The 25979-nt window shown below is 47.9% G+C and carries 21 protein-coding genes; 8 read left to right on the top strand and 13 right to left on the bottom strand.

Annotation, left to right across the window (positions count from 1 at the left end; genetic code table 11):
• Window positions 1-69 precede the first annotated feature (69 nt).
• The 4 genes from RQM65_RS11585 to RQM65_RS11570 form a co-directional block, all read right to left on the bottom strand.
• Window positions 70-252, bottom strand: coding sequence for a CPXCG motif-containing cysteine-rich protein (locus RQM65_RS11585; RefSeq protein ID WP_314015165.1), 183 nt, complete (start codon window positions 250-252; stop codon window positions 70-72).
• 206 nt (window positions 253-458) lie between these two features.
• Complete coding sequence (locus RQM65_RS11580) at window positions 459-1484, bottom strand: Gfo/Idh/MocA family protein (RefSeq protein WP_314015164.1); 1026 nt, start codon at window positions 1482-1484, stop codon at window positions 459-461.
• Between the two features lie 90 nt (window positions 1485-1574).
• Entirely contained in the window at window positions 1575-2462 is an 888-nt protein-coding gene (locus RQM65_RS11575) for a leucine-rich repeat domain-containing protein (protein WP_314015162.1), read from the bottom strand.
• Window positions 2463-2624: 162 nt separating this feature from the next.
• Window positions 2625-4541, bottom strand: a complete 1917-nt coding sequence (locus RQM65_RS11570) for an ABC-F family ATP-binding cassette domain-containing protein (RefSeq protein ID WP_314015160.1) — start codon at window positions 4539-4541, stop codon at window positions 2625-2627.
• Window positions 4542-4728: 187 nt separating this feature from the next.
• Here RQM65_RS11570 and RQM65_RS11565 point away from each other — a divergent pair, with 187 nt between their 5' ends.
• On the top strand, window positions 4729-5130 hold the full coding sequence (locus RQM65_RS11565) for a DUF983 domain-containing protein (RefSeq protein WP_314015159.1): 402 nt from the start codon (window positions 4729-4731) through the stop codon (window positions 5128-5130).
• A 24-nt stretch (window positions 5131-5154) separates the two neighbouring features.
• Here RQM65_RS11565 and RQM65_RS11560 read toward each other — a convergent pair whose 3' ends face one another.
• From RQM65_RS11560 to RQM65_RS11525, 8 genes are all read right to left on the bottom strand, one after another.
• Window positions 5155-6210, bottom strand: a complete 1056-nt coding sequence (locus RQM65_RS11560) for an NAD(P)/FAD-dependent oxidoreductase (RefSeq protein WP_314015157.1) — start codon at window positions 6208-6210, stop codon at window positions 5155-5157.
• A 296-nt stretch (window positions 6211-6506) separates the two neighbouring features.
• Window positions 6507-7409 (bottom strand): type IX secretion system ring subunit PorN/GldN, encoded by a 903-nt coding sequence (gene porN / locus RQM65_RS11555; RefSeq protein WP_314015155.1) that lies wholly within the window; start codon window positions 7407-7409, stop codon window positions 6507-6509.
• 57 nt (window positions 7410-7466) lie between these two features.
• Complete coding sequence (gene porM, locus RQM65_RS11550; RefSeq protein WP_314015154.1) at window positions 7467-9026, bottom strand: type IX secretion system motor protein PorM/GldM; 1560 nt, start codon at window positions 9024-9026, stop codon at window positions 7467-7469.
• A 56-nt stretch (window positions 9027-9082) separates the two neighbouring features.
• Window positions 9083-9736 (bottom strand): type IX secretion system motor protein PorL/GldL, encoded by a 654-nt coding sequence (gene porL, locus RQM65_RS11545; protein WP_314015152.1) that lies wholly within the window; start codon window positions 9734-9736, stop codon window positions 9083-9085.
• 177 nt (window positions 9737-9913) lie between these two features.
• On the bottom strand, window positions 9914-11272 hold the full coding sequence (porK, locus tag RQM65_RS11540; protein ID WP_314015151.1) for a T9SS ring complex lipoprotein PorK/GldK: 1359 nt from the start codon (window positions 11270-11272) through the stop codon (window positions 9914-9916).
• A 122-nt stretch (window positions 11273-11394) separates the two neighbouring features.
• On the bottom strand, window positions 11395-12552 hold the full coding sequence (locus RQM65_RS11535; RefSeq protein ID WP_314015150.1) for a formimidoylglutamase: 1158 nt from the start codon (window positions 12550-12552) through the stop codon (window positions 11395-11397).
• Window positions 12553-12735: 183 nt separating this feature from the next.
• A complete protein-coding gene (topA, locus tag RQM65_RS11530; protein ID WP_314015148.1) occupies window positions 12736-15273 on the bottom strand; it encodes a type I DNA topoisomerase in 2538 nt (845 codons plus the stop codon).
• 225 nt (window positions 15274-15498) lie between these two features.
• Window positions 15499-16818, bottom strand: a complete 1320-nt coding sequence (locus RQM65_RS11525; RefSeq protein ID WP_314015146.1) for an LVIVD repeat-containing protein — start codon at window positions 16816-16818, stop codon at window positions 15499-15501.
• 201 nt (window positions 16819-17019) lie between these two features.
• Here RQM65_RS11525 and miaB point away from each other — a divergent pair, with 201 nt between their 5' ends.
• The 7 genes from miaB (at window position 17020) to groL (ending at window position 24552) form a co-directional block, all read left to right on the top strand.
• Window positions 17020-18459, top strand: a complete 1440-nt coding sequence (gene miaB / locus RQM65_RS11520; protein ID WP_314015144.1) for a tRNA (N6-isopentenyl adenosine(37)-C2)-methylthiotransferase MiaB — start codon at window positions 17020-17022, stop codon at window positions 18457-18459.
• Window positions 18460-18612: 153 nt separating this feature from the next.
• On the top strand, window positions 18613-19881 hold the full coding sequence (locus RQM65_RS11515; protein ID WP_314015142.1) for a sigma-54 interaction domain-containing protein: 1269 nt from the start codon (window positions 18613-18615) through the stop codon (window positions 19879-19881).
• Window positions 19882-20217: 336 nt separating this feature from the next.
• Window positions 20218-20736: an LptE family protein gene (locus tag RQM65_RS11510; RefSeq protein WP_314015141.1), complete on the top strand. Its 519-nt coding sequence runs from the start codon at window positions 20218-20220 to the stop codon at window positions 20734-20736.
• A 105-nt stretch (window positions 20737-20841) separates the two neighbouring features.
• The gene (locus RQM65_RS11505; protein WP_314015139.1) at window positions 20842-21840 is read left to right on the top strand and encodes a DUF8458 domain-containing protein; all 999 of its coding nucleotides are present in this window, start codon (window positions 20842-20844) and stop codon (window positions 21838-21840) included.
• Between the two features lie 137 nt (window positions 21841-21977).
• Window positions 21978-22349, top strand: a complete 372-nt coding sequence (secG, locus tag RQM65_RS11500) for a preprotein translocase subunit SecG (protein ID WP_314015138.1) — start codon at window positions 21978-21980, stop codon at window positions 22347-22349.
• 150 nt (window positions 22350-22499) lie between these two features.
• Entirely contained in the window at window positions 22500-22778 is a 279-nt protein-coding gene (locus RQM65_RS11495; RefSeq protein WP_314015136.1) for a co-chaperone GroES, read from the top strand.
• A 136-nt stretch (window positions 22779-22914) separates the two neighbouring features.
• The gene (groL, locus tag RQM65_RS11490; protein ID WP_314015134.1) at window positions 22915-24552 is read left to right on the top strand and encodes a chaperonin GroEL; all 1638 of its coding nucleotides are present in this window, start codon (window positions 22915-22917) and stop codon (window positions 24550-24552) included.
• Between the two features lie 106 nt (window positions 24553-24658).
• On the opposite strand, the gene mgtE is transcribed toward groL, so the two are convergent.
• Window positions 24659-25972: a magnesium transporter gene (gene mgtE, locus RQM65_RS11485; RefSeq protein ID WP_314015132.1), complete on the bottom strand. Its 1314-nt coding sequence runs from the start codon at window positions 25970-25972 to the stop codon at window positions 24659-24661.
• Window positions 25973-25979: the final 7 nt, after the last annotated feature.

The raw sequence follows: 25979 nt of genomic DNA, 5'->3' as shown, positions 1-25979 counted from the left end.
AGACATAATTTTGGTAAGAGCGGATTCCCCATGGAAAAAAGGGACAGGGATTTAATTTTAAATTGCATCTCAGCGCTCCATATTTCTTGCTACAAAGCCCACCAACTCGTTGTTCTGAAATTCCGCGGTCACCTCAATGGGATTGCAACAGACTTCACAATCTTCTACATAGGTTTGTTTTGGGACGGAAGGATCCATCAACATGGAAATCTCCTCCCAGCAATAAGGGCACTGAAAAAAGTGTTCGAACATTTTTCTTGGAATAAGGAGTAAAGGTAATGGATGAAAGACGGAAAGCGCAAGGACGAAACGACAAAAGGACGAAAAGAGGAAGGACAAAACGACGAAATGAAAAAAAGAGTACGGAATAAAGACTGGTATAAAGACCTGCTTCAGTATAGCGGTCTTTTCCTTCAAGGAAGCAGTCCTTACTCCTTCAGCGAAGCGGTCTTTCCTCCTTACTCGGACAGGTCTACCAGATGTCCCTTTTGAGAAGCCTCATAAATTGCATTGATGACAGCGACCGCTTTCCGGGCTTCGGCGCCATCAACCATCGGGGAGCGATCATTTCGTATCGCCGCTATCATGTCGGCGATGACCATTTTGTGGTTTTGATGGCCAATGGCCTCGGGATCCGCAGCACCGCTTCCGTGGATTTCATCGGAAATTTGAGGAGCTGACGAGGCATCCTTTACATTCCATGCTTTAACATTTCCGCCCTCCATCAAGATGCTTCCCTTTTCCCCATAAATATCAATTCTCTCGGGATAACCGGGGTACAGGGCCGTTCCAGCGGTAATATTTCCGATGGCCCCATTCCGAAAGTTCAGTATGGCCGCTCCTACATCCTCGCCTTCGATATCGTGTACGAGCGTATCCACCTTGCCGAAAACAGAAGTTACCGGCCCCATGAGGTGCAATAGCAGATCAATGGTGTGAATGCCCTGGTTAATGAATGCAGCCCCGCCGTCGTATTCCCTCGTGCCTTTCCAATCGCTATCCGCATAGTAGCTTTCGTTCCTATACCAATTTATGTGGGCGTTGCCCATAATCGGTTTGCCCAGTTTTCCGGAGCGTACCGCGGAAAGGACGCGCTGATAGGGGGTGCCGCAGCGGTTCTGCAAGGTACAGCCCAGCTTCACGCTGTGATCGGCACAGACTTCAATGATTTTATCGATTTTTTCGGGAGTAGTCTCTAAAGGTTTTTCGCTCAAAACATGTTTGCCTGCCCTTGCAGCGGCCATGATGGCCTCCCCGTGCCTTCCACTTTCATTACAAACGCACACCAGATCGATATCATTCTCTAAAAAATCGTCCATCGTACTGAAAACAGGCACTCCGAACTGCTTTTCCGCTACTGCTTTCCTGTCCTCCGATTTGGTATAAAGAGCTACCAATTGACTATCGGCCAGTTCATCGATGCATTTTTGATACGTTTTCACAATGGAACCGGTTCCGACAATACCAATCTTGATTTTTGACATCCTTTAGTTCTTTGAGGTTTAATGTAAGAAAAAAAGGGACGGCAAATGCCGTCCCTTATAACAATTATATATCGGAAATAGAGTTAGTTCTCAATCGTCGACGTCGGAAGGGTTTTCCTCAAACTTGGTATCCGCCATTCGTGTTTTGCTGAAGTTGATATCCTTATAACCTGATTTCTTATCGTTCCCGTCGAAATCGAAGACCAAAAACTGTGTTTCGTCCACATAGCGCAGATTGTTGAACGAATCGAATTTATTGTTCTGAATTTGAAAGATGCGAAGGTTCGACAATTGGGCGATTTCAAAAGGAACTTCGCCCCCGATTCGGTTGTTGGCCAAAACAAGCTCTTCAAGCTTGCCTAAATTACCGATTTCAGTGGGAATACTACCTTCGATCGAATTTTCGAAAAGTCCCAGTACCTCCAATTCTGTAAGACTTCCTAAAGAATTGGGTAGCGTACCCTTTAAACTGTTACTGCTGAGGTTGAGAATTTTCAGCTTTTCCAGTTTCCCGATGCTTTCGGGAATAGTACCGGTAAAAAAGTTGTTAAATGCGGTCAGTTCCAGCAAGTTTTCAAGGTCGCCAATATTCGACGGAAGCTCCCCTTTTATACGGTTCATTTCGAGCTTTAAAATCTCCAGTCGCGATAGGTCGGCAATGGTTTCCGGCAGCTCCCCAGTCAGGAGGTTGAAAGCCAGGTTCAACGACTCGAGTCGCTTTAGCTGCGATATGCTTGCAGGTAATGTTCCTACAAGATTGTTCCTGAAAAGATTGATTTCGACCACATGTCCGTTTTCCACCTTTATGCCGTACCATTCGGTCGCCTCAGAGGTTGTATCCCATGTATTCGTCCAATTCTCGCCTTGGGTGCTATGGTAAAAATCGATCAGCGCTTCCTTTTCCTTAATTGGAATATCGGCAAAAAGGCTTTGCGTAGCTACCATAAAAAGGATAAGACAGACAGACAGTTTTTTCATAAAACAGAAATTTACATTGAACACTACGATTTAAAGTGTGTTCACAAGAATTGCCTTACAAAAATACGGTGAATGCTGGATGAACACCAAAATTTATCGATTAACTCCCCCTCTTTGTTGTAAAAGCTGGATAATGTGAGGTAAAATAAGATAAAGCGTAGGTCAAGATTCTATCCCCTCAAGCTTTTCGGTAAGCTCTTCCCAGCGGTGCATCAGGTTTTCCAAGTCCTTTTTCTTTTTTTGGTAGGTGTCGAAAAAACCGGGCTTGGCAATGGTGGCATCATAGTCCATGAGCAGTTCATGGTCGATTTCGGCAATTTCCTTTTCCAATCGGGACACTTTGCTTTCGACCGAACTGACCTTGTTCTTAAGGGATTTTATTTTTTTCTGGGTTTCATAATCAGTGGGACCCTTCTTTTTTTCCTGTTTCGATCGGACTTCCTCCTGCTTTTTTTCAATAGTTCTAAAATCGGCGGCTTTGCGTTGGTCCAGGTAATAGTTGATATCTCCCAAATACTCCTTTATTTTTTTGTCCCTGAATTCATAGACCTTATCGGTAAGGCCCTGCAGGAAGTCCCTGTCGTGGGAAACCACGATCAAGGTGCCGTCGAAATTCTTCAATGCCTGCTTGAGTACGTTTTTGGATTGGATATCGAGATGGTTGGTAGGTTCGTCCATGACCAGCACGTTGAAAGGCTGCAACAACATCTTGGCCAAGGCGAGACGGTTGCGCTCCCCGCCCGAAAGTACCTTCACATATTTGTCGACATCATCGCCACTAAATAAAAAAGAGCCCAAAATGTCCCTGACCTTACTTCGGTTCTTTTCGGTAGCGGCGTCAATCATGGTATCGAGCACCGTTTTGCTGCCGTCGAGATATTCCGCTTGGTTCTGGGCGAAATACCCGATCTGTACGTTGTGGCCCAACTTCATTTTGCCCGCGTGGTCGAGCTCGCCTACCATAATCTTGGCTAGGGTGGATTTCCCCTGTCCGTTCTGCCCTACAAATGCCGTCTTGCTGTCTCGTTCGAGCAACAGGTTGATGTCATCGAGCACCTCTTTCTTTCCATAGCTTTTCGAAAGGTGTTCCATTTCCGCAACCACCTTCCCGGGCGTTATGGAAACGGGAAAACGCAAGTTCATCACCGCATTATCGTCTTGGTCGACCTCGATACGTTCCATCCGGTCCAATTTCTTGATCAGCGACTGTGCCATTGAGGCTTTGGTGGACTTGGCCCTGAACTTTTCGATCAGGCGTTCGGCCTGCTGTATTTCCTTTTCCTGATTCTTTTGGGCGTTCAGCTGCTGCTCCTTGATTTCGGCCCGCAGCTTTAAAAATTCCGTATAGGGTTTGTTGTAGTCGTAGATGCGGCCCAAAGATATTTCGATAGTGCGATTGGTGACGTTGTCGAGAAACATTTTATCGTGCGAGACGATGACCACGGCACCCGCATATCCGTTCAAAAACTGTTCAAGCCACAAGATGGACTCGATATCCAAGTGGTTGGTGGGTTCGTCCAACAGCAGCACATCATTATTTTGCAAGAGTAGTTTTGCCAGTTCGATGCGCATGCGCCATCCTCCGGAAAATGTGTCGGTCTTTTTATCGAAGTCTTCCCTTTTGAAACCCAGTCCCAACAATATTTTTTCAGTCTCGCCCTGATAGTTATAGCCCCCAATGATTTCGTACCGATGTGTAACATCCCCTAAATCGATCATCAATTGGTTGTAGCCCTCACTTTCGTAATCCGTTCGTTCGGCAAGCTGATGGTTAATGCGTTCCAGTTCCGCTTCCAACGTCTTAATTTCCTCGAAGGCCTGATAAGATTCTTCCAGGACGGTGCGTCCCTGTTCGAAATCGATATCCTGCCTTAAAAAACCGATCTTAATGCCCTTTTCCTTGGCGATGGTTCCCGTATCCAAGGACATATCTCCCGCCAATAGTTTCAACAAGGTCGATTTACCGGCGCCGTTCTTACCGATCAGACCTACCCGGTCGCCCCCGTTCAAACGAAAGGAGATTTCTTCAAAAAGATATTCGCCGCCGAAAGAGACGGAAAGATTATGGACGTTCAGCATTGAGTTTCAGGTTCTATATAGAATTCAAGGCGTTTAATGGGGCTCTACCGTATCAGTTCGAATACCTCAATTCCGTTCGGCAAACGCGCAGTCGGAAACTAATGGTCGAGGCCGATAAACGCAATTTTCAATTTGCAAAGGTAAGTTATCCTTTTTGAACCCTTAACTTTGTAAAAAAAGGTTCCAAATGTTCAAAAAGGGAAATAAACTTTATAGTATTTTGACAGGGAAGTGCCCTAGATGCCATCGAGAAAGCATGTATCTGGACGACAACCCGTACCGGATGGGATACCTGTTCAAAATGCACGAGCGCTGCTCCCGATGTGGATTGAAATATAAGATGGAGCCTTCGTTTTTCTACGGTGCGATGTACGTCAGTTATGGTCTAGGGGTGGCGTTCGCCGTAGCCGCCTTTGTCATTGCGTTTCTAATTGTCGGCACCGGGTTGATTAATTCCTTTATCGCCATTGTCGCCACCCTGGTGGTCTTTATGCCGGTCATCATCCGCCTGTCCCGAAATATTTGGATCAGTCTTTTTGTAAAGTACGATCCCGAGGCGGCCGAAGCCCCTCCTGAAAAACATCAATAGGGCAACACACTGCTCCCATGACAGTTACCGCTCAAATCTGGCACTGTCTATACTAGCTGGCAAGGTCACGTTCCGCTCGATATACTCAAAAAGTCCCTCCGCGGCATAAGGCGCAATTATCACCCCCCTTGAACCGAACCCGTTTAGCACATAGAGCCGATGATGTTCGGGATGCCTCCCCACCAAGGGTCTTCTGTCCTTTACGGTAGGACGTACCCCCGCTATTTGGTCGACAATTTCGTAATCGCAGCGCACCAAGTCTTCCCATTTTTTGAGCAGTTCGTTTCTTGCGGCTTCTGTCGGGACATTGGTTTTGTCGTCCCGCCCATAGTTTGCACCGACCCGGTACGTAGCCTCACCTTCGGAAATTACGAATACAGATGACTTGATCGCGCTTTCCTCATGTAGTTCCGGGGCCCTAATGAACAGATACTCCCCTTTGCTTCCCTGCATCGGCAAATCTCTGAAAAAGGGATTTTGCTTCATTCCGAAGCCCTCGGCAAAAACGATCCGTCGGGCCCTCAGTTCCCTGCCATCGCGAGAAAAGTAGCGGACGTGGTCTTTGCCGATCTGCAGGTTTTCGTAATCAAAGCGTTCCGCGAGAAACATTTGTTTCTTCCTTAAGTACTCTTTATAGGATGTAATCAGCAGTGCAGTATCGATACGGCCGATGCCCATCACCTCCCCATATCCGAACGGCGCGTTGATATGTGGATTTGTATTGGGATGGATCTTAGGGGAGAGGAACATTTGGAGTCCCGGTTTATCGGCGGCCTCGAACCAAGCATTCTGTTCCGCTACGGATGCAAATCGACGATAGACGGGCAGCTTTTGGTTCAATGTAATTCCCAGTTTCTTTTCGAGTTCTGTATAAAATGGGATGGCCCTGTCTAACTGTTCCTTTGCCTTCCAGGCCAGGGTAAAGCGCTTTAGGATGACCGGATTGTACAATCCGCCGGCCACCACGGAAGAGATTTGTGAATCGTCGCTGATCACGGAATGGGATTTTCCGTTTTTTTCGAGCTGTTCGGCGAAGGAAATACCGGCGAGGCCAAGGCCTACAATGAGGTAGTCTAACATGGGCCAAAGGTATAAAACTGGCAGTCATTAGAAGTCTTGTTTTGCCTTCGGCAAAAACAAGGCGCGGCAATCTGTTGAAACCTCTAGAATGCTGAACAGATTGCCGCGCCCCGCCCGCCTACGGCGAGCGGGGCTCGCAACTACACACGAAAAACGCCTTGGCGTTTTACCAAGGCGTTTCAATACTGTTGAATTGGAAATTTCAAATTTTAGATGCTGACATCCCGCCCTGCGGCGGGACCAATTCAAGCATCGTCCTTGAATTCCTGCTGCGCAGTCTTCAAGGTCGGCTTTCATTAGTACGCCCACATGTCCTGTTCACGATCGCGGATGACCTCTTTGATCCTTTGGGCCTCCAGCAATTGGAACAGCGCATTATCACTGATATAATCGTTGACCTCTCGATCTCCGTGCACGTTGTCCTCGCGATAGATGACCCCATTGAACCTTCTTGAGTTCAGCAACATATCGAACGATATCGGCTGGGCCGAGTTGCGCTGGTTGAACACCTTGGCATCGTGCAAAATTTGACGGGCATCAGGGTAAAATACCCAGAACAGTTCGACCTTGGCATCCGCCGGGTTCATTGAATCGTCATCGATAAAGTTGACATCGGGTGCCACCGGCGCAATACCCAATAAACGGTACTTTAGTTCTCCTTGGCGCTTGTCGAAATACCACATCCCCCTGATTCGATATTCTTCGATATCAGCCGCCGAAAGGTTTCTACGCATGACATATTCGGGAGAGAGCGCCTCGCCGGCATTGATCTGCTCATATCCGAAATCGGTCGTATCGACTTTTTGCAAAGTGGCCTGAAGATCGCTCAACTCTCGCTTATCCTTAAAGTAGGAGTCCGCATATACATCTTTCAGTTTACCGCTCTTAATGCCTTTCATCAGTACATCGTACAACGAACGTCTATCGGCACCGATATCAATGGTGTCGGTGGGATAGTACAGGGGGAAATTGACCCGCTCATCGAGGTCGATGACTTCCCAAACGGTCTTTGACCATAGAATGTCACGATCGTCGACATAGCCGTATTCGAGCGGGGCGTCATTGTCCATCGCCTTTTGGGCTGCGGTTTTCTTGCCGATATCCTCGGGCTTCTTGGCGTTCAATATGTTCGCCTGGGCCATCAAGGAAGCGGGCAACAGCGCCACGGCTCCGATCAGTAAAACATTTTTCCAATTCATGTTCGTTAATTTTAAAGTACCGGGCAGCCCTGAGACCACCCGGATTTTGACTTGTTATTAGTTCGTAATCTCCACAACTACAGGAGACACTTTCTTCAATTTATAACTTTTGTTATTGGTAATATAGGCATTGATGTCGAAAACCTGTACCACGTCACCTCTTTTCGCTCTTTTGAGGGCGGTCTTGGCCATACCGTTCAACTTGTTGCCGTTGACACTTACCGTAGGCTGTCCCGGCACCTTGAACTTGAATCCGCTCACCGCAATGTTCAAATCAAAATCGAAATCCTCCAACATGGCGCCGATAGTGGCGATTTCCATATTGTTCCTAGGCATTTTAACAGAACCGTCTTGCTTACTGACCGTACCTGCGGGCCGGGGAATATCCTTAATTCGGAATTCCGCGGGGGTCGAGATACGCTGACCATCGGGCAATACCCCGGATGCGGTAATCTTAACCGTGCGACCCTGTTGCGGGTTCATGATATACTTGCTTCCACTGACCTTCTTCAGTCCGGGAGCCGACGCACTTACCTTGTTGTTGGGTATCCCTGGGATAGAAATCGACATCGGGTTGGCGACACCTCGATAGACAACGTTCATCTTGTCGGCGGCGATCAAAGCGGCGTTCGGCTTGCTGATCACGGCAAAGCTGTTGCTCACCGGCACTTCGATTTCCTCGCCATCTTGCTGGAAGTACAGTGTACCCTTGATTTCGTGATCCCCGGCATTTCCGGTTCCGATCAATAGCTGCACTCCACCTTCTTCCAATCGATAGTCCGATCCTTCGGAAAGTTTTCTACCATCCAAGGTCAAATCGGCCTTGACCGGCTTAGAGGACTCGTCAGTTTTGCTGATTCCGATCTTACCGTCGAATTTTTCTCCGGCGTAATAAGCCGATTTTTCGGTAAACAGGGCGGTCTTAAAATTCTCCAAGGATACTTGGCTGCTCAGCTCGCCTTCGAGCATCGCTTTTAAGGCGGACTCTTCAGTGGCTTGTACATCGGCCTGTAAAGCGGTCAACTTAGCCAGGGAAGCCACCTGTGGAAAACCTTCGTAGTGGTAGTTGATCCAGTCTTGCTTGGTACCGTCGCGCTTTTCGACCTTGCCGTTGGCATCCCCGGTCTCGAAACGGGCCTTAACAGAAGCCTTCAATCCTTCGGGAACAATGGCCGCAACTTGGGTGCGGTAGTCGTTCAGTCGCTTCATGAATTCCTCTCCGCCTTCGGCGAGGTTGTCGCCCTGAAAGAATTTTTGGTCCAGATAGTCGGACTTGTCCATCACCGCGTAATCCTTCGGATCATCTACGCCCTCCATCAATTCGGACTTCAAAGTAGCCAGATAGCTATTGTAATCGGCGGACAGTTCTTTTATGCGTTGGGCATCTGTATAAAGTTCCTCATATTTTTTGGGATCCTCCTCTGCCTTAATCTCAAGATTGGCCAAGTAATTCTCGTTACTCGACTCCATCTTTTCGTTGGAAGCCTCTAGCTTTTCGTTCATGATACCGAACGCGGCCAGTACTTCTTTGCTCATGTTTAGGGCCAACATCGCGATGAAGATCAAATACATAAGGTTGATCATCTTCTGACGTGGCGTTTCTTTTCCTGAAGCCATATTGTTTTCTAATTAGATTGGTTTACTTATTCGATTTGGGATGAATTAACATCTAATTAGTTACGGTTCATTGCGGTCAACATATTTCCATATACTCCGTTCAACGAAGAAAGGTTGGTTGCCAAGGATTCCATCTGATCTTTAAGCGCGCTGGCGTTCTGCACTACTTCTTCATTGACCGTGGCCTGTTTGCTCGCACTCTCGAGCTGTACCTTATACAGGCTGTTCAGGGATTCCATTTGACTTGCGGCCTGTACCATCTCATCGGAATATTTCTTGGTAGATTCCATAGCATCTACGGTTGGCGCAATACCTTTTGCGGCACCCTCGAAATTACGGATGCTGGACCCCAGACTTTCCATCAAATTGGCATCCACACCGGCCTCCTTCAATAGATTGTCCAATTTGGCCGACAAAGAAGCTTCAGCTTCCTTTATCTCCGCCATTTCGTTGGTCTTCGCCTGAGAGGCAGCCCCACCCGTCAATTCGGGATACACCAGCGACCAATCGACTTCATCATCGACAGGCTCGAACGCACTGATGGCAAAAATCAATGCCTCGGTAATCAGACCCACCGCCAGCAATAGGCCACCGGTCAAGGGACCGAACTCCCAATGCAGGATCTTGAACAACGCCCCGATAATCACTACCGATGCCCCAAGGCCATAGGCCATGTTGAATAATTTCTTTGTTGATTTTGACTGTGCCATAATTTAAGATTTAATTAAACTGAATTAAAAAGATTTGGTTTTTCCCGTTGGCCGTTCGGGGGGTGTATTTGAAAACTGGCCGGATGATGAATTATTGATTACTAGTTATTAAATTCTTTCTTACTACTTATTGCTACTTACTGACAAGCGGCTATTACCTGCCGAGACTGCTACTGCTTACTGGGTAGAGTCTTCCTCACCCATGTAGTCCTGTACCGTTCGGAAACCGATATAGCTACGTGCGGAGTCTGCATATTCGTAATCACGGGTACTTACCTGCAAGAAGTAGGCAACGTCTTTCCAAGATCCACCGCGGATCACTTTTCGCTCGTTCGCCCGGTCCCCGCCATTCGGGTTCATGGTAGATACGTAATCGTAAGAGGCGGGGTCATAACTTGAGTTCGTCCATTCCGATACATTTCCGGCCATATTGTACAGGTTGAAATCGTTTGGCTCGTAAGATTTCGCTTCTACCGTATAAAGGGCTTCATCGGCCGCGTAGTCACCGCGCTGCGGCTTGAAATTGGCCATGAAGCAACCGGTGTCACTGATGACATAGGGTCCTCCCCACGGATAGGTACCGCTTTCGATACCGCCTCTGGCCGCATATTCCCATTCCGCCTCCGTAGGTAACCGGAACTGGTTGACAAACTGCTTGCCACGACTTTTCTGGTCGTCGTTCTTAAACTTCGTCCTCCAATTACAAAAAGCCCTGGCCTGTGCCCAAGAGACGCCTACCACAGGATAATCACTGTAGGCATCGTGCCAGAAATAGTCGTTGTGCATGGGTTCGTTGTACGAATATTCGAAATCCCGTATCCAAACCGTGGTATCGGGATAGATTTCCAATTCTTCTTGACGGATAAAATCTTTCCTGCTACCGGTCTTGGCTCTGGCCGCTGCTTCGATATCCATCCAGCTGTATTTGTACTTTAACTTGGTGACATCGAAAGTTCTTTGCCCGTTGTACGATTCCTCTTCGGGAATATAGAGGGAGTCGACCATGATCTCGGTATAATATTCATCGGGATATTCCGAAATGTCCCAAATTAGTTCTTGATCTTTGTTCAAGGCCCTTCCCTCATAAAAATTGTCGCCCATTCCGACATAGTTTTCCAACATATACTTGTCGTAAGCGGATAATTTAGTTGTGTCGGCATCTTTAAAAGCGTAATCACCGATACCTCCCTCTTCTGGGCCGATGCTGAGTTCGTCGGCCAAAACGGCCAATTTAGTTCGGGTGATGGAATCCTTCACCCACTCGACAAACTGGCGGTATTCGCTGTTCGTTATCTCAGTATCATCCATGTAGAACGATCTAACGGTTACCGTTTTTGTAGGTGCGTTCATAAGCTTGGCCTGATCCTCCTCGGATTTACCCATGATGAACGCCCCCCGTGGAATCAGTTCCATCCCGTAAGGTTTTTCCGGGTACCATTTTTTGCCCTTTGCCCCTACTAGCTCTCCTTTTGTTCCTGATCCGCAACTGCTGAGCAAAAAAACAAACGCTATAGATGATAACAATAGCTTTTTCATACTTTAGGTTAAATTTCGATTCTGATTATTGACTGTAAAAAAAATGCTTTTATTCTACTCTCTAAAACTGTGATTTGATGAAATTATTGTATCGCAGTCTATTATACTTGATTTTTTTCACTTCAATTAAATCCTTTTCTGTAGGCTTTATACCACCTTTCCGGAATGGTCTGATTACAAGCCTCTAGATAGTCGTTTTTGGTGCAGGGTAATAACGCGGGATTGTCCGTTTTAGTGTGTGGGGAAAGAATGGACGGCACCTCGATCCACCATCTATCGGTAAGATGACTGTTATAAAAGACGAGTTGCTCGATATCGGTGGGTACATTGTACTTGGTAAAATCGTCGGCACGCTCGAAAGGCGATTCGGTGACCCGAAAGTTGAACCCTTCGATAAAATACCAGATAATTTGTGCCATAAGCTGGGCGGACTGTACCGTATTTTCCATCTCATAGACCCCAAAGATGTTGACCTTATCGCTAATACCGGCGTATCGCGCTATGGCACAGATTTCGCGGCCCGTAAATCCATTGGGTGAAAAATTTTCGGATAGTCCTATTTCGCTGGCACGTACGGCTCGGGCGTCCATGCTGATCATGTTGGCGTTGCGCAAGACGGGTTCCGCCAATGAAATGTCGGCCCCAAGTTCGCCCAAACGATAGGCATCGAAAAAAAGACGCTCCATCAGGTCGATTTCTTCCTGGGCATTAAAATAGCTTTGATAGCCGATGTTGGAAAAATTAAAAAGATTGTTGGGCTTTTCGGTAATGATCTTACTCATATAGGAATGTGACGAAATAAGCTCGTCGTCCATCCCGAAATCGAAGCGACTGTCCACCGCCACCAGGTTCACCAACTCCTTGATGCCGTCGAAAGCGCGATAGGCAGGATAGGTAATATCTTGGGTTGCCCCTATGATTACAGGCACGATATCTTGCCTCAGGAGTTCGGCCACCGCGTTGCGGACGACAAAATAGGTGTCCTCAACGGTCTCGCCTTCTTCGATGGTGCCCATGTCGGCCAGGTTGGAGCTCCAGTTGCCGAGAAATAAGGTGTACAGTTCGATACGAATGGTGGCAAGATCCAGTTTTTCGGGCTTTTCCTCAACGGCGTTCCGGGATTCCCGCACCCCGATCAAGGCGATGGAAACGGATTCAAGGTCTGGGAGTCCGTCTTGTTCGGTATGAATTTTTAGATGTTTGCCCAAGGCCTGTGCCGGCAACTTTTCGCCGTGCACCAACACCTTGTTTTCGACAGGGGTTAGGAAATCGAATGCCATCGGAGTGAGGTTGTTCTTCAAGTTATTAGTTGCTCTGATAGGTGGAAGTTGAGAACGTAAGAACTGGGCTCTTGAACGTATTTAAGGTTTAAGGTTTGGAAGAAAACAACCTTAGACCTTGAACAGCTACGAAGTAGCGATTGAACCTTAAATCTTACTTAGCGGCCCGGCCCTATTACCACCCTATTTCTTCTTCTTCGCTGTGGTCTTCTTCTTCGCTGTGGTCTTTTTCTTCGCTGTAGCTTTCTTCTTGGTTGTCTTTTTCTTTTTCGGGGCTTTCTTGGCGAGCAGTTCCTTGGCTTCCTTCAATGACATGGCCGCTGCATCTACCGACTTGGCGAGCTCTACCTTGGTCTTTCCCTTAACGATATTATGTCGGCCCCAGCGTGCCTTCTCTATCCGGATGCCTTCTTCCTCCCAATTTTGGACGATCTTGTCGATTTCCTTTTGCTTCTTGGCCTCGATCAATTCGATCAGGTCGGCTTCGGAGAGGTTGTCGAAATCATATTTCTTGTTGACGTTGATAAACATGCCGTCCCACTTGATAAAAGGTCCGAACCGGCCTTTTCCCTTCGTGACATCTTTGCCCTCATACTTATAGATGGGCGCATCGGCCTTTTGTTTTTCCTTGATCAGCTCCACGGCACGGTCAAAATCCACCTCAAAGGCACTTTCCCCTTTTGCAAGGGACACAAACTTCTTGCCGAAACGCACATAGGGCCCGTAACGCCCTACATTAGCCTCTACCTCCTCGCCTTCGAAAACGCCCAGTTTTCTAGGAAGTTTGAACAGCTCCATGGCCTCATCGTAGGTAATCGTGGCGAGGGACTGGTCGGGCAACAGGCTGGCAAACTTGGGTTTCTCTTCATCATCGACCGTACCCATCTGTACCATAGGACCGAATCGCCCCAAGCGGACGGAGACCTGCCGGCCCGACTTGGGATCTTTGCCCAGAATCCGCTCCCCGCTGGCACGGTCCGCGTTTTCCTCTACATCGAGCACCGTGGGGTGAAAATCCTTATAAAAATCTTTCATCACCCGTTGCCAATCTTCATCGCCTTCCGCGATTTCATCGAAGTCCTCCTCTACTTTGGCCGTAAAGTTATAATCGAGGATGTTTCCGAAATGGTTTACCAAAAAGTCATTGACGATCATTCCGATGTCCGTGGGCACCATCTTCCCTTTGTCGGAACCAACGGTCTCCGTCAGCTTCTTTACCTTCACTTTATCGGATTCCATCACCAACTGCACGTAATTTCTTTCCGTACCTTCGATAGTGCCTTTTTCGATATAACCCCTGTTTTGAATGGTCGATATGGTCGGGGCATAAGTAGATGGTCGGCCGATACCCAGTTCCTCGAGTTTTTTCACCAAAGAGGCCTCGGTAAACCGATAAGGCGGCCGAGTAAAACGTTCGGTCGCAGTAATATAGTTGTTGAGCAGGGTCTCGCCGACTTTCATAGCGGGCAGCATCCCCTCTTGCTCCTCGGGGGTATCTTCTTCGTCGGAGCTTTCCAAATACACTTTTAAAAACCCGTCGAACTTAATGACCTCGCCGTTGGCGCTGAACTCCTCGGAATGCGTGTTGGCCTTTATCTTGACATTGGTACGCTCTAACTGGGCATCGCTCATCTGGGAGGCGATGGTACGCTTCCATATCAATTCGTAAAGTTTCGACTGGTCGCGCTCCAAAGAGGGGGACGCGTTTTTCATGTTGGTCGGGCGGATGGCCTCATGGGCCTCTTGCGCCCCTTTTGACTTCCCTTTATAGTTTCTGACCTTACTGTACTTCTCCCCGTAGTTGGAGATGACCGCCTTCTTGGCGGCCCCGATGGCTTCTCCCGAGAGATTGACGCTATCGGTTCGCATGTAGGTGATCAAACCGGCTTCATAAAGCCGTTGCGCGACCTGCATGGTCCTGCTCACGGAAAAATAGAGTTTTCGCGAGGCTTCCTGTTGCAGGGTGGACGTAGTGAACGGGGCGGAGGGGGATTTCTTCGCGGGCTTTTTGTCCAAACTTCCCACGGAAAAGTCGGCCCCTATATTTTTGTCCAAGAATTTCTGGGCCGCTTCTTGGCTTGGGAAGGCCTTGTTCAGCTTTGCGGTAAAGACACTGCCTTCTTCCGTTTTGAATTCCGCGGATATCTTAAAGGATGCCTCGGGCGTAAAGGCCTCGATGGCCCTTTCCCGCTCTACGATCAAGCGTACCGCAACGGACTGCACCCGACCTGCGGAAAGGCCCGGTTTGATTTTCTTCCATAGTACCGGGGACAGCTCGTAGCCCACTAGACGGTCCAACACCCGTCGCGCTTGCTGCGCATTGACCAGGTTGTAGTTGATTTTACGGGGATTCTCGATCGCTTTTTGGATGGCGGACTTGGTAATCGAGTTAAAGACGATACGCCGGGTCTTTTTCTCGTCGAGCTTCAATTCCTCGGCCAAATGCCATGAGATGGCTTCCCCTTCACGGTCTTCATCACTGGCCAACCAAATGAGTTCGGCCTTGTCGGCAAGGCCCTTTAATTTTTTGACGACCGCTTTTTTATCCTTATCGACAATGTACTTGGGTTCGAAATTTTTTTCGACATCTACCCCCAATTCTTTTGAGGGCAGATCGGCGATGTGCCCGAAGCTGGACTCCACCTTGTAGTCTTTCCCTAAAAATTTCTCGATTGTCTTCGCCTTTGCGGGCGACTCGACGATAACTAGATTCTTGGCCATACATTGATTTTGAAGCCACAAAAGTAACTGAATTTTTTAATTATGGGCTATACCTTAATATATCGGCGTAGGACTTAGAACGTAAGACCGCTGCGCTAAAGGGGAAAGGAAGAAGGACTTGGAATTAAAAAGAATCGACCAGTATTGGAATGGGCCGGGTCATCACGATACAATAAAAGCACCCGGGGAAAGGTGCCTTATGCTGTGATTTTGTAATTTTTACGTTCACTTGAGCTCAAAAGTGCTCAACAACCGCAGGTTATCCTCGAAATACTTGTATTGATAAAGCACCTTGTCGCCGATCATCAGCAGCGAATTCTCGAGGGGGATGACATCGTAGGTTACGATATCCTCGAAATGGTTCAACAGCTTCAGGTCATCGACATCGGTCTTGTCATAAACCTTCAGTCCGTCGGAACCGTCACAGATAAATAGCTTGTTGTCCTTGAACCCAAGTCCGTTCGGGCCTTTTAGCGGATAGAACTTTTGCAGTTCGGGATTTTTGAGGTCGGTCAGGTTGACGATGTAGAGTCCACTTTCGGTATTTCCGCAGAAATTATCTCCCCTGAGGGTAACATAGGCATAATCGCCATCGACCACTACGGGATCACAGGCGGTTCCGTGTATAAATTCGGATACGTAAGTCGGCTTGGCAGGCGTCGAAATATCGTAGATGTACATGCCTTGGGGACCGCCCAGAAAAAGCTTATCGCCTTGGTTAAAGATGGTTTCGATGGTACCGGTGGTGTAAACATCCTCTAGGATCTTAGGGTTGTCGAGGTCCGAAATATCGAAAATGCTGATACTCGCCCATTCCACCGCGTACAGGTAATGGTCGACAATTTTAAAGCGGGCCATAGAGCCCCCCTGCCCGGTGGTGGAACCGGCATCCGAGGTAGGCGTCGCGGCCACCTCGGCCCCACTGCTGTTAAAGGCCAAATCACCGTTGACAACTTGCGGGTTATAGCCGAACCGGGTTTCAAATTCGGCGGGGCTCAGGCGCTCGGTCTCGACCTCCCAACCGATGATGGCCTCTTGGGTGGGGTCCAAGTTGCCATAATCGAAATAATCGGCCTCGGGCCAATCCACATCCCATCCTACGGTACACCAAAACTCTTGATATATGGCATTTTCCATCCTTTTGGCCGGCGGGATATTGTCGATATCCGAAATATCCATCACGATCAAATCGCCGTAACTATCCGCATACAGCCGCTCATTTTTAATAGAAATGTCATGGTTGCCCTCTAACTTGATAAACCCGATATTGGTAGGCGCACTCGGGTCGCTGTTGTCCAGAATATGAAATCCCTGCGACACGTCGTTGACGAATACATAATCTTTATAGGCATAGATTTTACCTGATTCCCGCATGGGTACGGGTTCGGTAACCGCAACGGCCTCTTCTTTGAACGAGGCCAGGTCTGCCGTTAAGGGGGTCGCGATCCGATATTCGCGGGATTGCGGCAAAATATCGTCTTGGTCTTCACAGGAAATCAATCCGAATGCGGCAATGAAAGCGAAAAGAAGTACGGTCTGTTTCATTTTATCTGGTTTTTTAAGGTTATCGCTTTAGAGGCGCTATAAATAAGATACGCAAGATGACAAAAGGTTGCGTCGGATTTTAGATTAAATTTACAACTGTCACTTTGTCATTGACATGGATTTAGTGCTATATTTGCCCTTCGCTAGGTTTTACCGGCGTTTTTGAGGATGTAATCGGATTATGAGGATGTTAAATAGGATATGGAAAAGATAATCGACAAAAAAGTTCAAGGCACCGCGCTATCGCTGGAAAGGCAACAATCGAACGGCCGGAAGCTTTATATCGAGAGCTACGGCTGCCAGATGAACTTTTCCGATAGCGAGATCGTGGCCTCGATTTTGGCCAAGGAGGGTTTCGATACCACCCAAGAACTCACCGAGGCCGACCTGGTCTTGGTCAATACCTGTTCGATCCGGGAAAAGGCGGAACTTACCGTTCGAAAACGGCTCGAAAAGTTCAACGCCGTCAAGCAGGAGCGTCCGCATATGAAGGTCGGCGTACTGGGCTGTATGGCAGAGCGTCTGAAACATCAATTTCTGGAAGAGGAAAAGATTGTGGATATGGTCGTCGGTCCCGATGCCTATAAAGACCTGCCCAACCTGATACAGGAGATCGATGAAGGCCGCAATGCCGTGAACGTTATTCTTTCAAAAGACGAGACCTACGGTGATGTCGCGCCCGTTCGCCTGAATACCAACGGGGTCACCGCCTTCGTTTCCATCACCCGGGGCTGCGACAACATGTGTACCTTCTGCGTGGTGCCTTTCACGAGGGGACGCGAACGCAGCCGGGATCCGCAATCGATCGTCGACGAGATCAACGATCTGTGGGAAAAGGGATTCAAGGAAATCACCTTGCTGGGCCAGAACGTGGACAGCTATCTTTGGTACGGCGGGGGACTGAAGAAGGATTTTTCCAAGGCTTCGGACATGCAGAAGGCTACGGCAGTGGATTTTGCGCAACTGCTCGAAAAGGTCGCCCTGGCCCAGCCTAGGATGCGTATCCGGTTCTCGACCTCGAACCCGCAGGACATGACCTTGGATGTCATCCGTACCATGGCCAAATACGAGAACATCTGCAACTACATCCATCTGCCGGTACAAAGCGGTAGCGACCGTATTCTTAAGGCCATGAACCGCCTGCATACCCGACAGGAGTATTTTGAGTTGATCGACAACATCCGGGAGATTATCCCCGATGTGGCCATTTCGCAGGATATGATTACAGGCTTCCCAACGGAAACGGAGCAAGACCATCAAGACACCTTGTCCCTTATGGAATATGTCAAATACGACTACGGTTTTATGTTCGCCTATTCCGAACGACCGGGTACCTTGGCCGAACGCAAACTGGAAGACGACGTGCCGCAGGAAATCAAGAAAAGAAGGTTGTCAGAAATCATCGCCCTACAACGCGAACACTGTCAGGAACGTACCGAACAGCATCTCGGCAAAATTCAGGAAGTGTTGATCGAAGGCCCCTCGAAAAAATCGGACGAACACTGGATGGGCCGCAACTCGCAGAACACCGTGGCCGTATTTCCGAAAGAGGATTATCAAGTTGGCGATTTTGTAATGGTGCGTATGGATAGCTGCACCTCGGCCACCTTGATCGGGGAAGCGGTTGGGGTTGGGCGTTAGGTGTCGGACGTTAGACGTTAGACGTTAGACGTTAGACGTTAGACGTTAGACGAAAAATATTAAATAATAGGTAATCAATAATTTTCATTCCTTTTTTCTGAAAACAGGATTCAATTAGGGGAATGCATCCCGTTTTTTCAGAAGTAGTGAACCATGGAGAACATTCAATCTTTAAAACAACGGTATGAGATCATCGGAAACGATCCGAAGCTGAACCGTGCCTTGGAGAAGGCTACTCAGGTCGCGCCTACCGATATTTCGGTCTTGGTGACAGGTGAAAGCGGGGTGGGAAAAGAGGCCATCCCCAAAATCATACATTCGCTTTCGCATCGCAAGCATGCCAAGTATATCGCGGTAAACTGCGGGGCCATTCCCGAAGGTACTATCGACAGTGAGCTTTTCGGACACGAAAAAGGGGCTTTTACAGGCGCCACTTCAACCCGTAGCGGTTATTTTGAAGTGGCCGATGGCGGTACCATTTTTCTAGACGAGGTCGGCGAACTGCCCTTGACCACTCAAGTGCGCCTATTGCGCGTACTGGAGAACGGGGAATTCCTCAAAGTGGGCTCTTCGCAGGTTCAAAAAACCGATGTGCGCATCGTGGCGGCCACCAACATCAATATGCTCGAGGCCATAAAAAAGGAAAAATTCCGCGAAGACCTCTACTATCGATTGAGTACGGTAGAGATCAATATTCCTCCATTGCGCGAAAGACGGGACGATATTCACCTGCTCTTTCGAAAGTTCGCCTCCGATTTTGGTACGAAGTACAAAATGCCCACCATCCGTTTGCAAGACGATGCCGTTCAGCTGTTATTGAAATATCGATGGCCTGGCAATGTGCGCCAGTTGCGCAATATCGCAGAACAGATATCGGTATTGGAACAAAGCCGTAGCGTTTCCTGGGATACGTTGAAAGGATACCTACCCGATTCCAGCGGCTCGAATCTCCCCGCCGTCGTCGGACAGAAAAAGTCCGAAAGCGATTTCAGCAACGAGAGGGAGATATTGTATAAGGTGCTCTTCGACATGAAGGGCGATCTCAACGACCTTAAAAAATTGACCCTTGCCCTGATGAAAAATGACGACGGGGACAAAGTGCAGGAAGAAAACGAGGGGCTTATCGAGAAAATTTATGGCAACAATGGGCAGAACGCCGTTGAAGACGACCGCGACCCATTGGAAGTATTGCAGCTTCCCGAACACGACGCGCCTGGTCCGCAACGTAAGCCCCCCCAGGAAGACAAATACCATTTCGCCGAAGAGATAGAGGAAGAAGAAACCTTATCTTTACAGGAAAAGGAAGTGGAGCTTATCAAAAAATCGTTAGAGCGCAACCAAGGCAAACGAAAGGCCGCCGCTGCCGAACTCGGTATTTCGGAGCGGACACTTTATCGGAAGATCAAACAGTACGACCTGTAAAGAAGAGGCAGGAGAAAAGAGCAAGGATAGAAAGAGAAAAGACCAGGGAAGAGAGAAAAAGAAGACAAGGGAGGAAAGGCCTAGGAATTACGGAAGATGATTGTCCCTTTAGAAGACTAAAGGGCGTCTTTATCATTTCTAGCGGTGCTACCGAACACCATCGAATTACCATCGAAAGTCAAACCAAAAAACATCTCGACTGGCTGTTAGGTACAGACGATGATATACTTTTAAGGCGGCTTACGAAACAATAAACTTAAAAACCCGAATTTGGAATTTGGAATTTGGAATTTGGAATTTGGAATTTGGAATTTTTAACACCATAGCTTAAAACAATTGAGACAGTCCAAACGTATCCTAATCATCTTTTTTATTGCCCTTGGCCTAAACGGTTGCGGCATTTACAATTTTACCGGGGGCGATGTGGGAACGGCGACGACCTTTTCGGTACCGAGGTTTCAAAATTACGCCACCCAGAATCCCGGTTCCGTGTTTGAACCGGGACTGGAACGTGATTTTACCCAGGCCTTGCAAGACCGAATACTTAACCAGACGAGTCTCGATCTCACCAGCAACGGTGGCGACCTGCTCTACGAAGGTGAAATTGTGGAATATCGCATTGCCCCTATGAGCGCCACCGCCCAGCAGACGGCCGCCCAAAACCGGTTGTCGATGGCAGTGAACGTCCGTTTTTACAACAAGACCAAAGAGGATGCGGATTTCGAACAGCGTTTCTCTTTCTTTTATGATTTTCCCGCGGCGACCCAGCCCTCGGCCATCAAAAGCGAGGCCCTCGAAGTCATTTTTGAACGGATTACCCAAGATATTTTTAATGAATCATTGGCGGACTGGTAGTTGAAAAAAAGAGAATAAAGAGCAGAGACGGAAGATGGATGACCGATGACGGAGTCGTTTCCTGCTATCCCAATTTCAGTCCTTGTTCTTTTAGCCCTATTACACATGAGCCCAAAAGACCTCACATACCTATTGCGGCATCCTGACAAGGTGGTCTCGCCCGTACAGACCAACCAACTGGAAGAGATATTGGAAGAGTTTCCTTATTTTCAAGCGGCCCGGTCGCTGCATTTAAAGGGATTGAAAAGTCTAAACAGTTTCAAATACAACAATGCCCTAAAGGTTACTGCGGCTTACACCACCGACCGGGAGGTACTTTTTGATCTTATCACATCCGAAGTCTTCCTTCAGAACCGTATCGCGGACAGCTTATCGGATACGCCAACCCCCGTGGATGACATCGAGGTCGCATTTCCGGAGGTAGTTCCCGGCCGATCGGGGGAAATCCCACCGCAGCAAATCGGAAATTCCGTTCATCTTGATTCTGGAGAAAACACTCCCAAGGATACCTCTGGAAAAGACGTTATTCAAGAAGAATCCCTGCCATTTACCAAAGCTGAGGCAGATGCTTTGTTAGATCCCAAGCTCTTTGCCTCAAAAGACCCCCAAATCGACGCGGCCATCTCCGAAGAAAAGAAACAGGCCCGCAAAAAACTGGAACTCGGTGAACCCCTCCCATTTACTAAAAAAGAAAAGTATTCGTTCAGCGAATGGCTGCAGCTGAGTACCGCCAAACCGGTCAAAAGAAAGCAGAAGAGATCGAATGACAGGAAAACAGATGGTCGAAGAAGGGATGCCATCGATTCTGTTCTGGAAAAAAATCCCGAGAAATCGAAGAAATTCGAGCTTATCGATAAATTCATCGCCGATAACCCGAAAATAAAACCGGAAAAAGAGGCGCCCAAAGTAATCATTGGCGACTCGGTGAAGTTTGACCAAAAAGAACTGATGACCGAGACTTTGGCCAAGGTATATCTCGAGCAGAAAAAGTACAAAAAAGCGATTCAGGCCTATAAAATTTTAAGTTTGAAATATCCGGAAAAAAGTGGTTTCTTTGCAGATCGAATAAAATCCGTAGAACGATTGAAAACCGACAACGCTTGATAAATCATCGGCTGCCATGACATAGCGTGGCTCTGCCGGTCTCAATAGCTCTTAATATTCTTAAATTTTTTTGGCTCTTTTGTCCTTAAACCCTAACAGTTTGGCGAAACCCGACTTTTAACCATTAACTTTTCGCAATGAGTACGTTTACCATATTCTTAATTCTTATCATAATAGTCTGTTTTCTGTTGGTATTGGTCATCATGGTACAAAATCCTAAGGGCGGCGGATTGTCATCCTCCTTTGGCGGAGGTGGCAGCCAAGTGGTAGGCGGGGTCAAAAAAACCGGTGATTTTCTGGATAAAAGCACGTGGACTTTGGCGATTTTGCTCGTTGTCTTGATTTTGGCCTCCAACGTCACCTTAAAAGGGAACTTTGGGGCAGGCGATTCCAAACTGTTAAACGGCGACGACATCGAAACGACCCTCCCCGAGGAGGTACCCGAATCCCTTCCCACCACCCCATCGGCACCTGCAACTGACGGGTCCGGCTCGACAGATAGTCTTTGATACCTAATAAAATAAAGGAATACGCACAAAATGCCAGCTTTAATGACAAGCTGGCATTTTCATTTTACAATGTGTCAGTTTTTCGGCAATGGCATACTTTCTGCCTAGTGACAGGGAGAATTTCATTCATTTAAACTAAAAACTAGTAATATGGCAGAAGTCAACATTAAACCATTGGCAGATCGAGTGCTTATCGAGCCCATGGAAGCCGAGACGAAAACAGCGTCTGGTATTTACATTCCCGAGACGGCGAAAGAAAAACCGCAACAAGGTAAAGTCGTAGCCGTCGGACCCGGAACAAAAGATGAGAAAGTAACCGTTAAGGTCGGCGATAAAGTGCTCTACGGAAAATACGCGGGGACCGAACTCAAACTTGAGGGCAACGATTACTTGATGATGCGCGAGAGTGACGTTCTAGCAATAATTTAAGCTGGCCCGGGTTAAAAAATTCCAAATTCCAAAAAATAATTACCAAATTCCAAAATTACTTCAAAGTCCATTCCTTACATTGGAATTTGGATTTTGAAAATTGGGATATTAAATTTTAAAAAGTAAAATTTTCAATATGGCAAAAGATATTAAATTTGATTTGGAAGCACGCGACGGCCTCAAGAGAGGTGTCGATGCTTTGGCAAATGCAGTAAAAGTAACCTTGGGACCCAAGGGTCGCAACGTAATCATCAGTAAATCTTTCGGGGCACCACAGGTGACCAAAGATGGTGTTTCCGTAGCGAAAGAAATAGAATTGGCCGATGCCCTTGAGAACATGGGCGCACAAATGGTAAAGGAAGTGGCCTCTAAGACCAACGATCTTGCCGGTGACGGTACCACAACGGCTACCGTTTTGGCTCAATCCATCGTTAAGGAAGGTTTGAAAAACGTCGCCGCCGGCGCCAATCCAATGGATTTGAAGCGAGGTATCGATGCAGCGGTGGAGGCCATCGTGGCAGACCTTAGAAAACAATCTAAAGAGGTCGGTGATTCTTCCGACAAAATCAAGCAGGTCGCTTCTATTTCCGCCAATAACGACGAGACTATCGGCGAGCTCATAGCCGAAGCTTTCGGGAAAGTAGGCAAGGAAGGGGTAATCACGGTAGAAGAAGCAAAAGGAACCGACACCTATGTAGATGTCGTAGAGGGAATGCAGTTCGACAGAGGGTATCTTTCGCCCTACTTCGTGACCGATTCCGAGAAAATGGTTTCTGAATTGGAGAATCCGTATATCCTCTTGTTCGACAAGAAGATTTCTGCCATGAAGGATCTGCTACCTGTTTTGGAACCGGTAGCCCAGTCCGGAAAACCATTATTGATCATCGCGGAAGACGTAGACGGAGAGGCCTTGGCTACCTTGGTCGTAAACAAATTGCGCGGTTCGTTGAAGATTGCCGCTGTCAAAGCACCGGGCTTCGGTGACCGAAGAAAAGCGATGTTGGAAGATATTGCGATTTTGACCGGGGGCACCGTAATCTCGGAAGAGCGTGGTTTCTCATTGGAAAATACAACAATCGACATGTTGGGCAGTTGTGAAAAAGTATCCATCGATAAGGACAACACTACCATCGTAAACGGTAGCGGTGACCAGGATGCCATCAAGACCCGTGTCAACCAGATCAAATCACAGATCGAAACGACAACATCCGATTACGACAAGGAAAAACTTCAGGAGCGTTTGGCCAAATTGGCCGGCGGAGTGGCCGTATTGTATGTGGGTGCGGCATCCGAAGTGGAAATGAAGGAGAAGAAAGACCGTGTTGACGATGCGCTGCACTCCACCCGTGCAGCGGTCGAAGAAGGAATCGTTGCCGGTGGCGGCGTTGCCCTTATCCGAACCAAGTCGTTGCTTTCCAACGTAAAGACGGAAAACGCCGATCAAGAAACCGGATTGCACATAGTAGCACGGGCCATCGAATCACCCTTGCGTATCATTGTTGAGAACGCCGGGGGCGAAGGTTCTGTAGTCGCTGCCAAGGTATTGGACGGTAAAGATGACTATGGCTACGATGCCAAGTCCGATAAATACGTTCAGATGTTTGAGGCCGGTATCATAGACCCAACAAAAGTGACCCGTATCGCATTGGAAAATGCGGCTTCGGTAGCTGGAATGATCTTGACCACCGAATGTGCCCTGAACGACATCAAAGAGGAATCGGCACCTGCAGGCCCACCCATGGGCGGCGGAGGCGGAATGCCCGGAATGATGTAATCTAGAATTTACGCGTAGCGTATGAATTTTCAAAAAACCGTCTCGATACACTTATCGGGGCGGTTTTTTTGTTGGCTTATCATAGGACCGTAGTGGACCCCACAAATCAAACTATTCCCAACACGGAAGATAGCGCCGTAGCCAGGCCCAAAAAACTTAGAAATCCACAAATATCGGTTACCGTCGTCAAGATTATCGACGAGGAAGTGGCGGGATCCTGACCTATCGCTTTCAACGCTATTGGGATGATTGCGCCCGCAAAACCGGCAATGAGCATGGATATGATCATAGATATCCCGATAACAATGGCAATCCCCGATGAAGAGGACCAAAAGTAAACTATTATGCCCGTTGTCAGTGCTACGGCAATCCCGTTTATAAGGCCGACCATGAGCTCTTTACGCGCTACCTTGAACCACTGGGAAATCCGTATTTCCTTGAGTGCCAATCCCCGTATGGTCACGGCCAGTGCCTGCGAGCCGGTATTTCCCGATTGACCGGCCACTACGGGAAGAAAAATGGCGAGGATCGTAATCTTGGCAATGGTATCCTCAAACAGCCCGACTACCATGGAGGCAAGAAATGCGGTAGCAAGATTGACCTGTAGCCAAGGCAACCTTTTACGAACGGCAAAGGAAATCTTTGACAGGGCTTGTTCTTCCCGCCCTGCCCCGAACATGGCCTGTAGGTTTTCCGATATCTCCTTCTTGGAGGCGGACATCAGGGCCTCGTTTCGTATTACTCCTAGAAGATTGTTATTGATGTCGGTTACCGGTATCTGTAAAAGGTGTCCCTTTTCTATTGCCGACAGTACCTCTTCCCTAGTTGACATGGCGTCAACGGAAGGTGCATTATCCATTAGGCTGTCAAGAGGCACGTCAGGTTGTGATATGGCGATATGCTGCACAGGAATCTTGCCCAACAGTGCTCCCTCTGCATCGACGATATAAACCACCATAACGTTACGGTTGCCTATTCTACGTAATCTGGTGAGAACGTCATCGACCGAATTATCTGGATGGAAGGTAATAAGTGAAGTTTCCATAAGGTAGCCTGCCGTTCCCTCCTTGTAGTTCATAAAATCCTGGATTTCCCGGGAGACTATGTCCGGTAAAAGGGCGAGCTTTTCGCTTACCGCTGCTCGGTCGTGACGAGAAAGTAAGCGGGCCGTTCTATGGGTATTGCCCTTGGCGAAAAATTGAACGAACATTCGGTCATCCATTTCCGGGATACATTCGCTTATCGTTTCGGAATTCAATCGGAAAAAAATGCTGCCGGCCGCCTCAGGAGGCATGGCCGATAAATAGTTTATAATCGTTTCAGGAGGCATAGCGTCCAGAACGCGCGCGGCATCCTTAGGGAATTTAAAAAAATATTCATCCAACAGTGTACGCTCTATCATTTTGACATCTGAGCCCATAATCCTA

Origin of the sequence: Pricia mediterranea, from assembly GCF_032248455.1 — a bacterium.
GTDB classification, from domain to species: domain Bacteria; phylum Bacteroidota; class Bacteroidia; order Flavobacteriales; family Flavobacteriaceae; genus Pricia; species Pricia mediterranea.
This window is presented reverse-complemented; position numbering and strand designations above follow the sequence as displayed.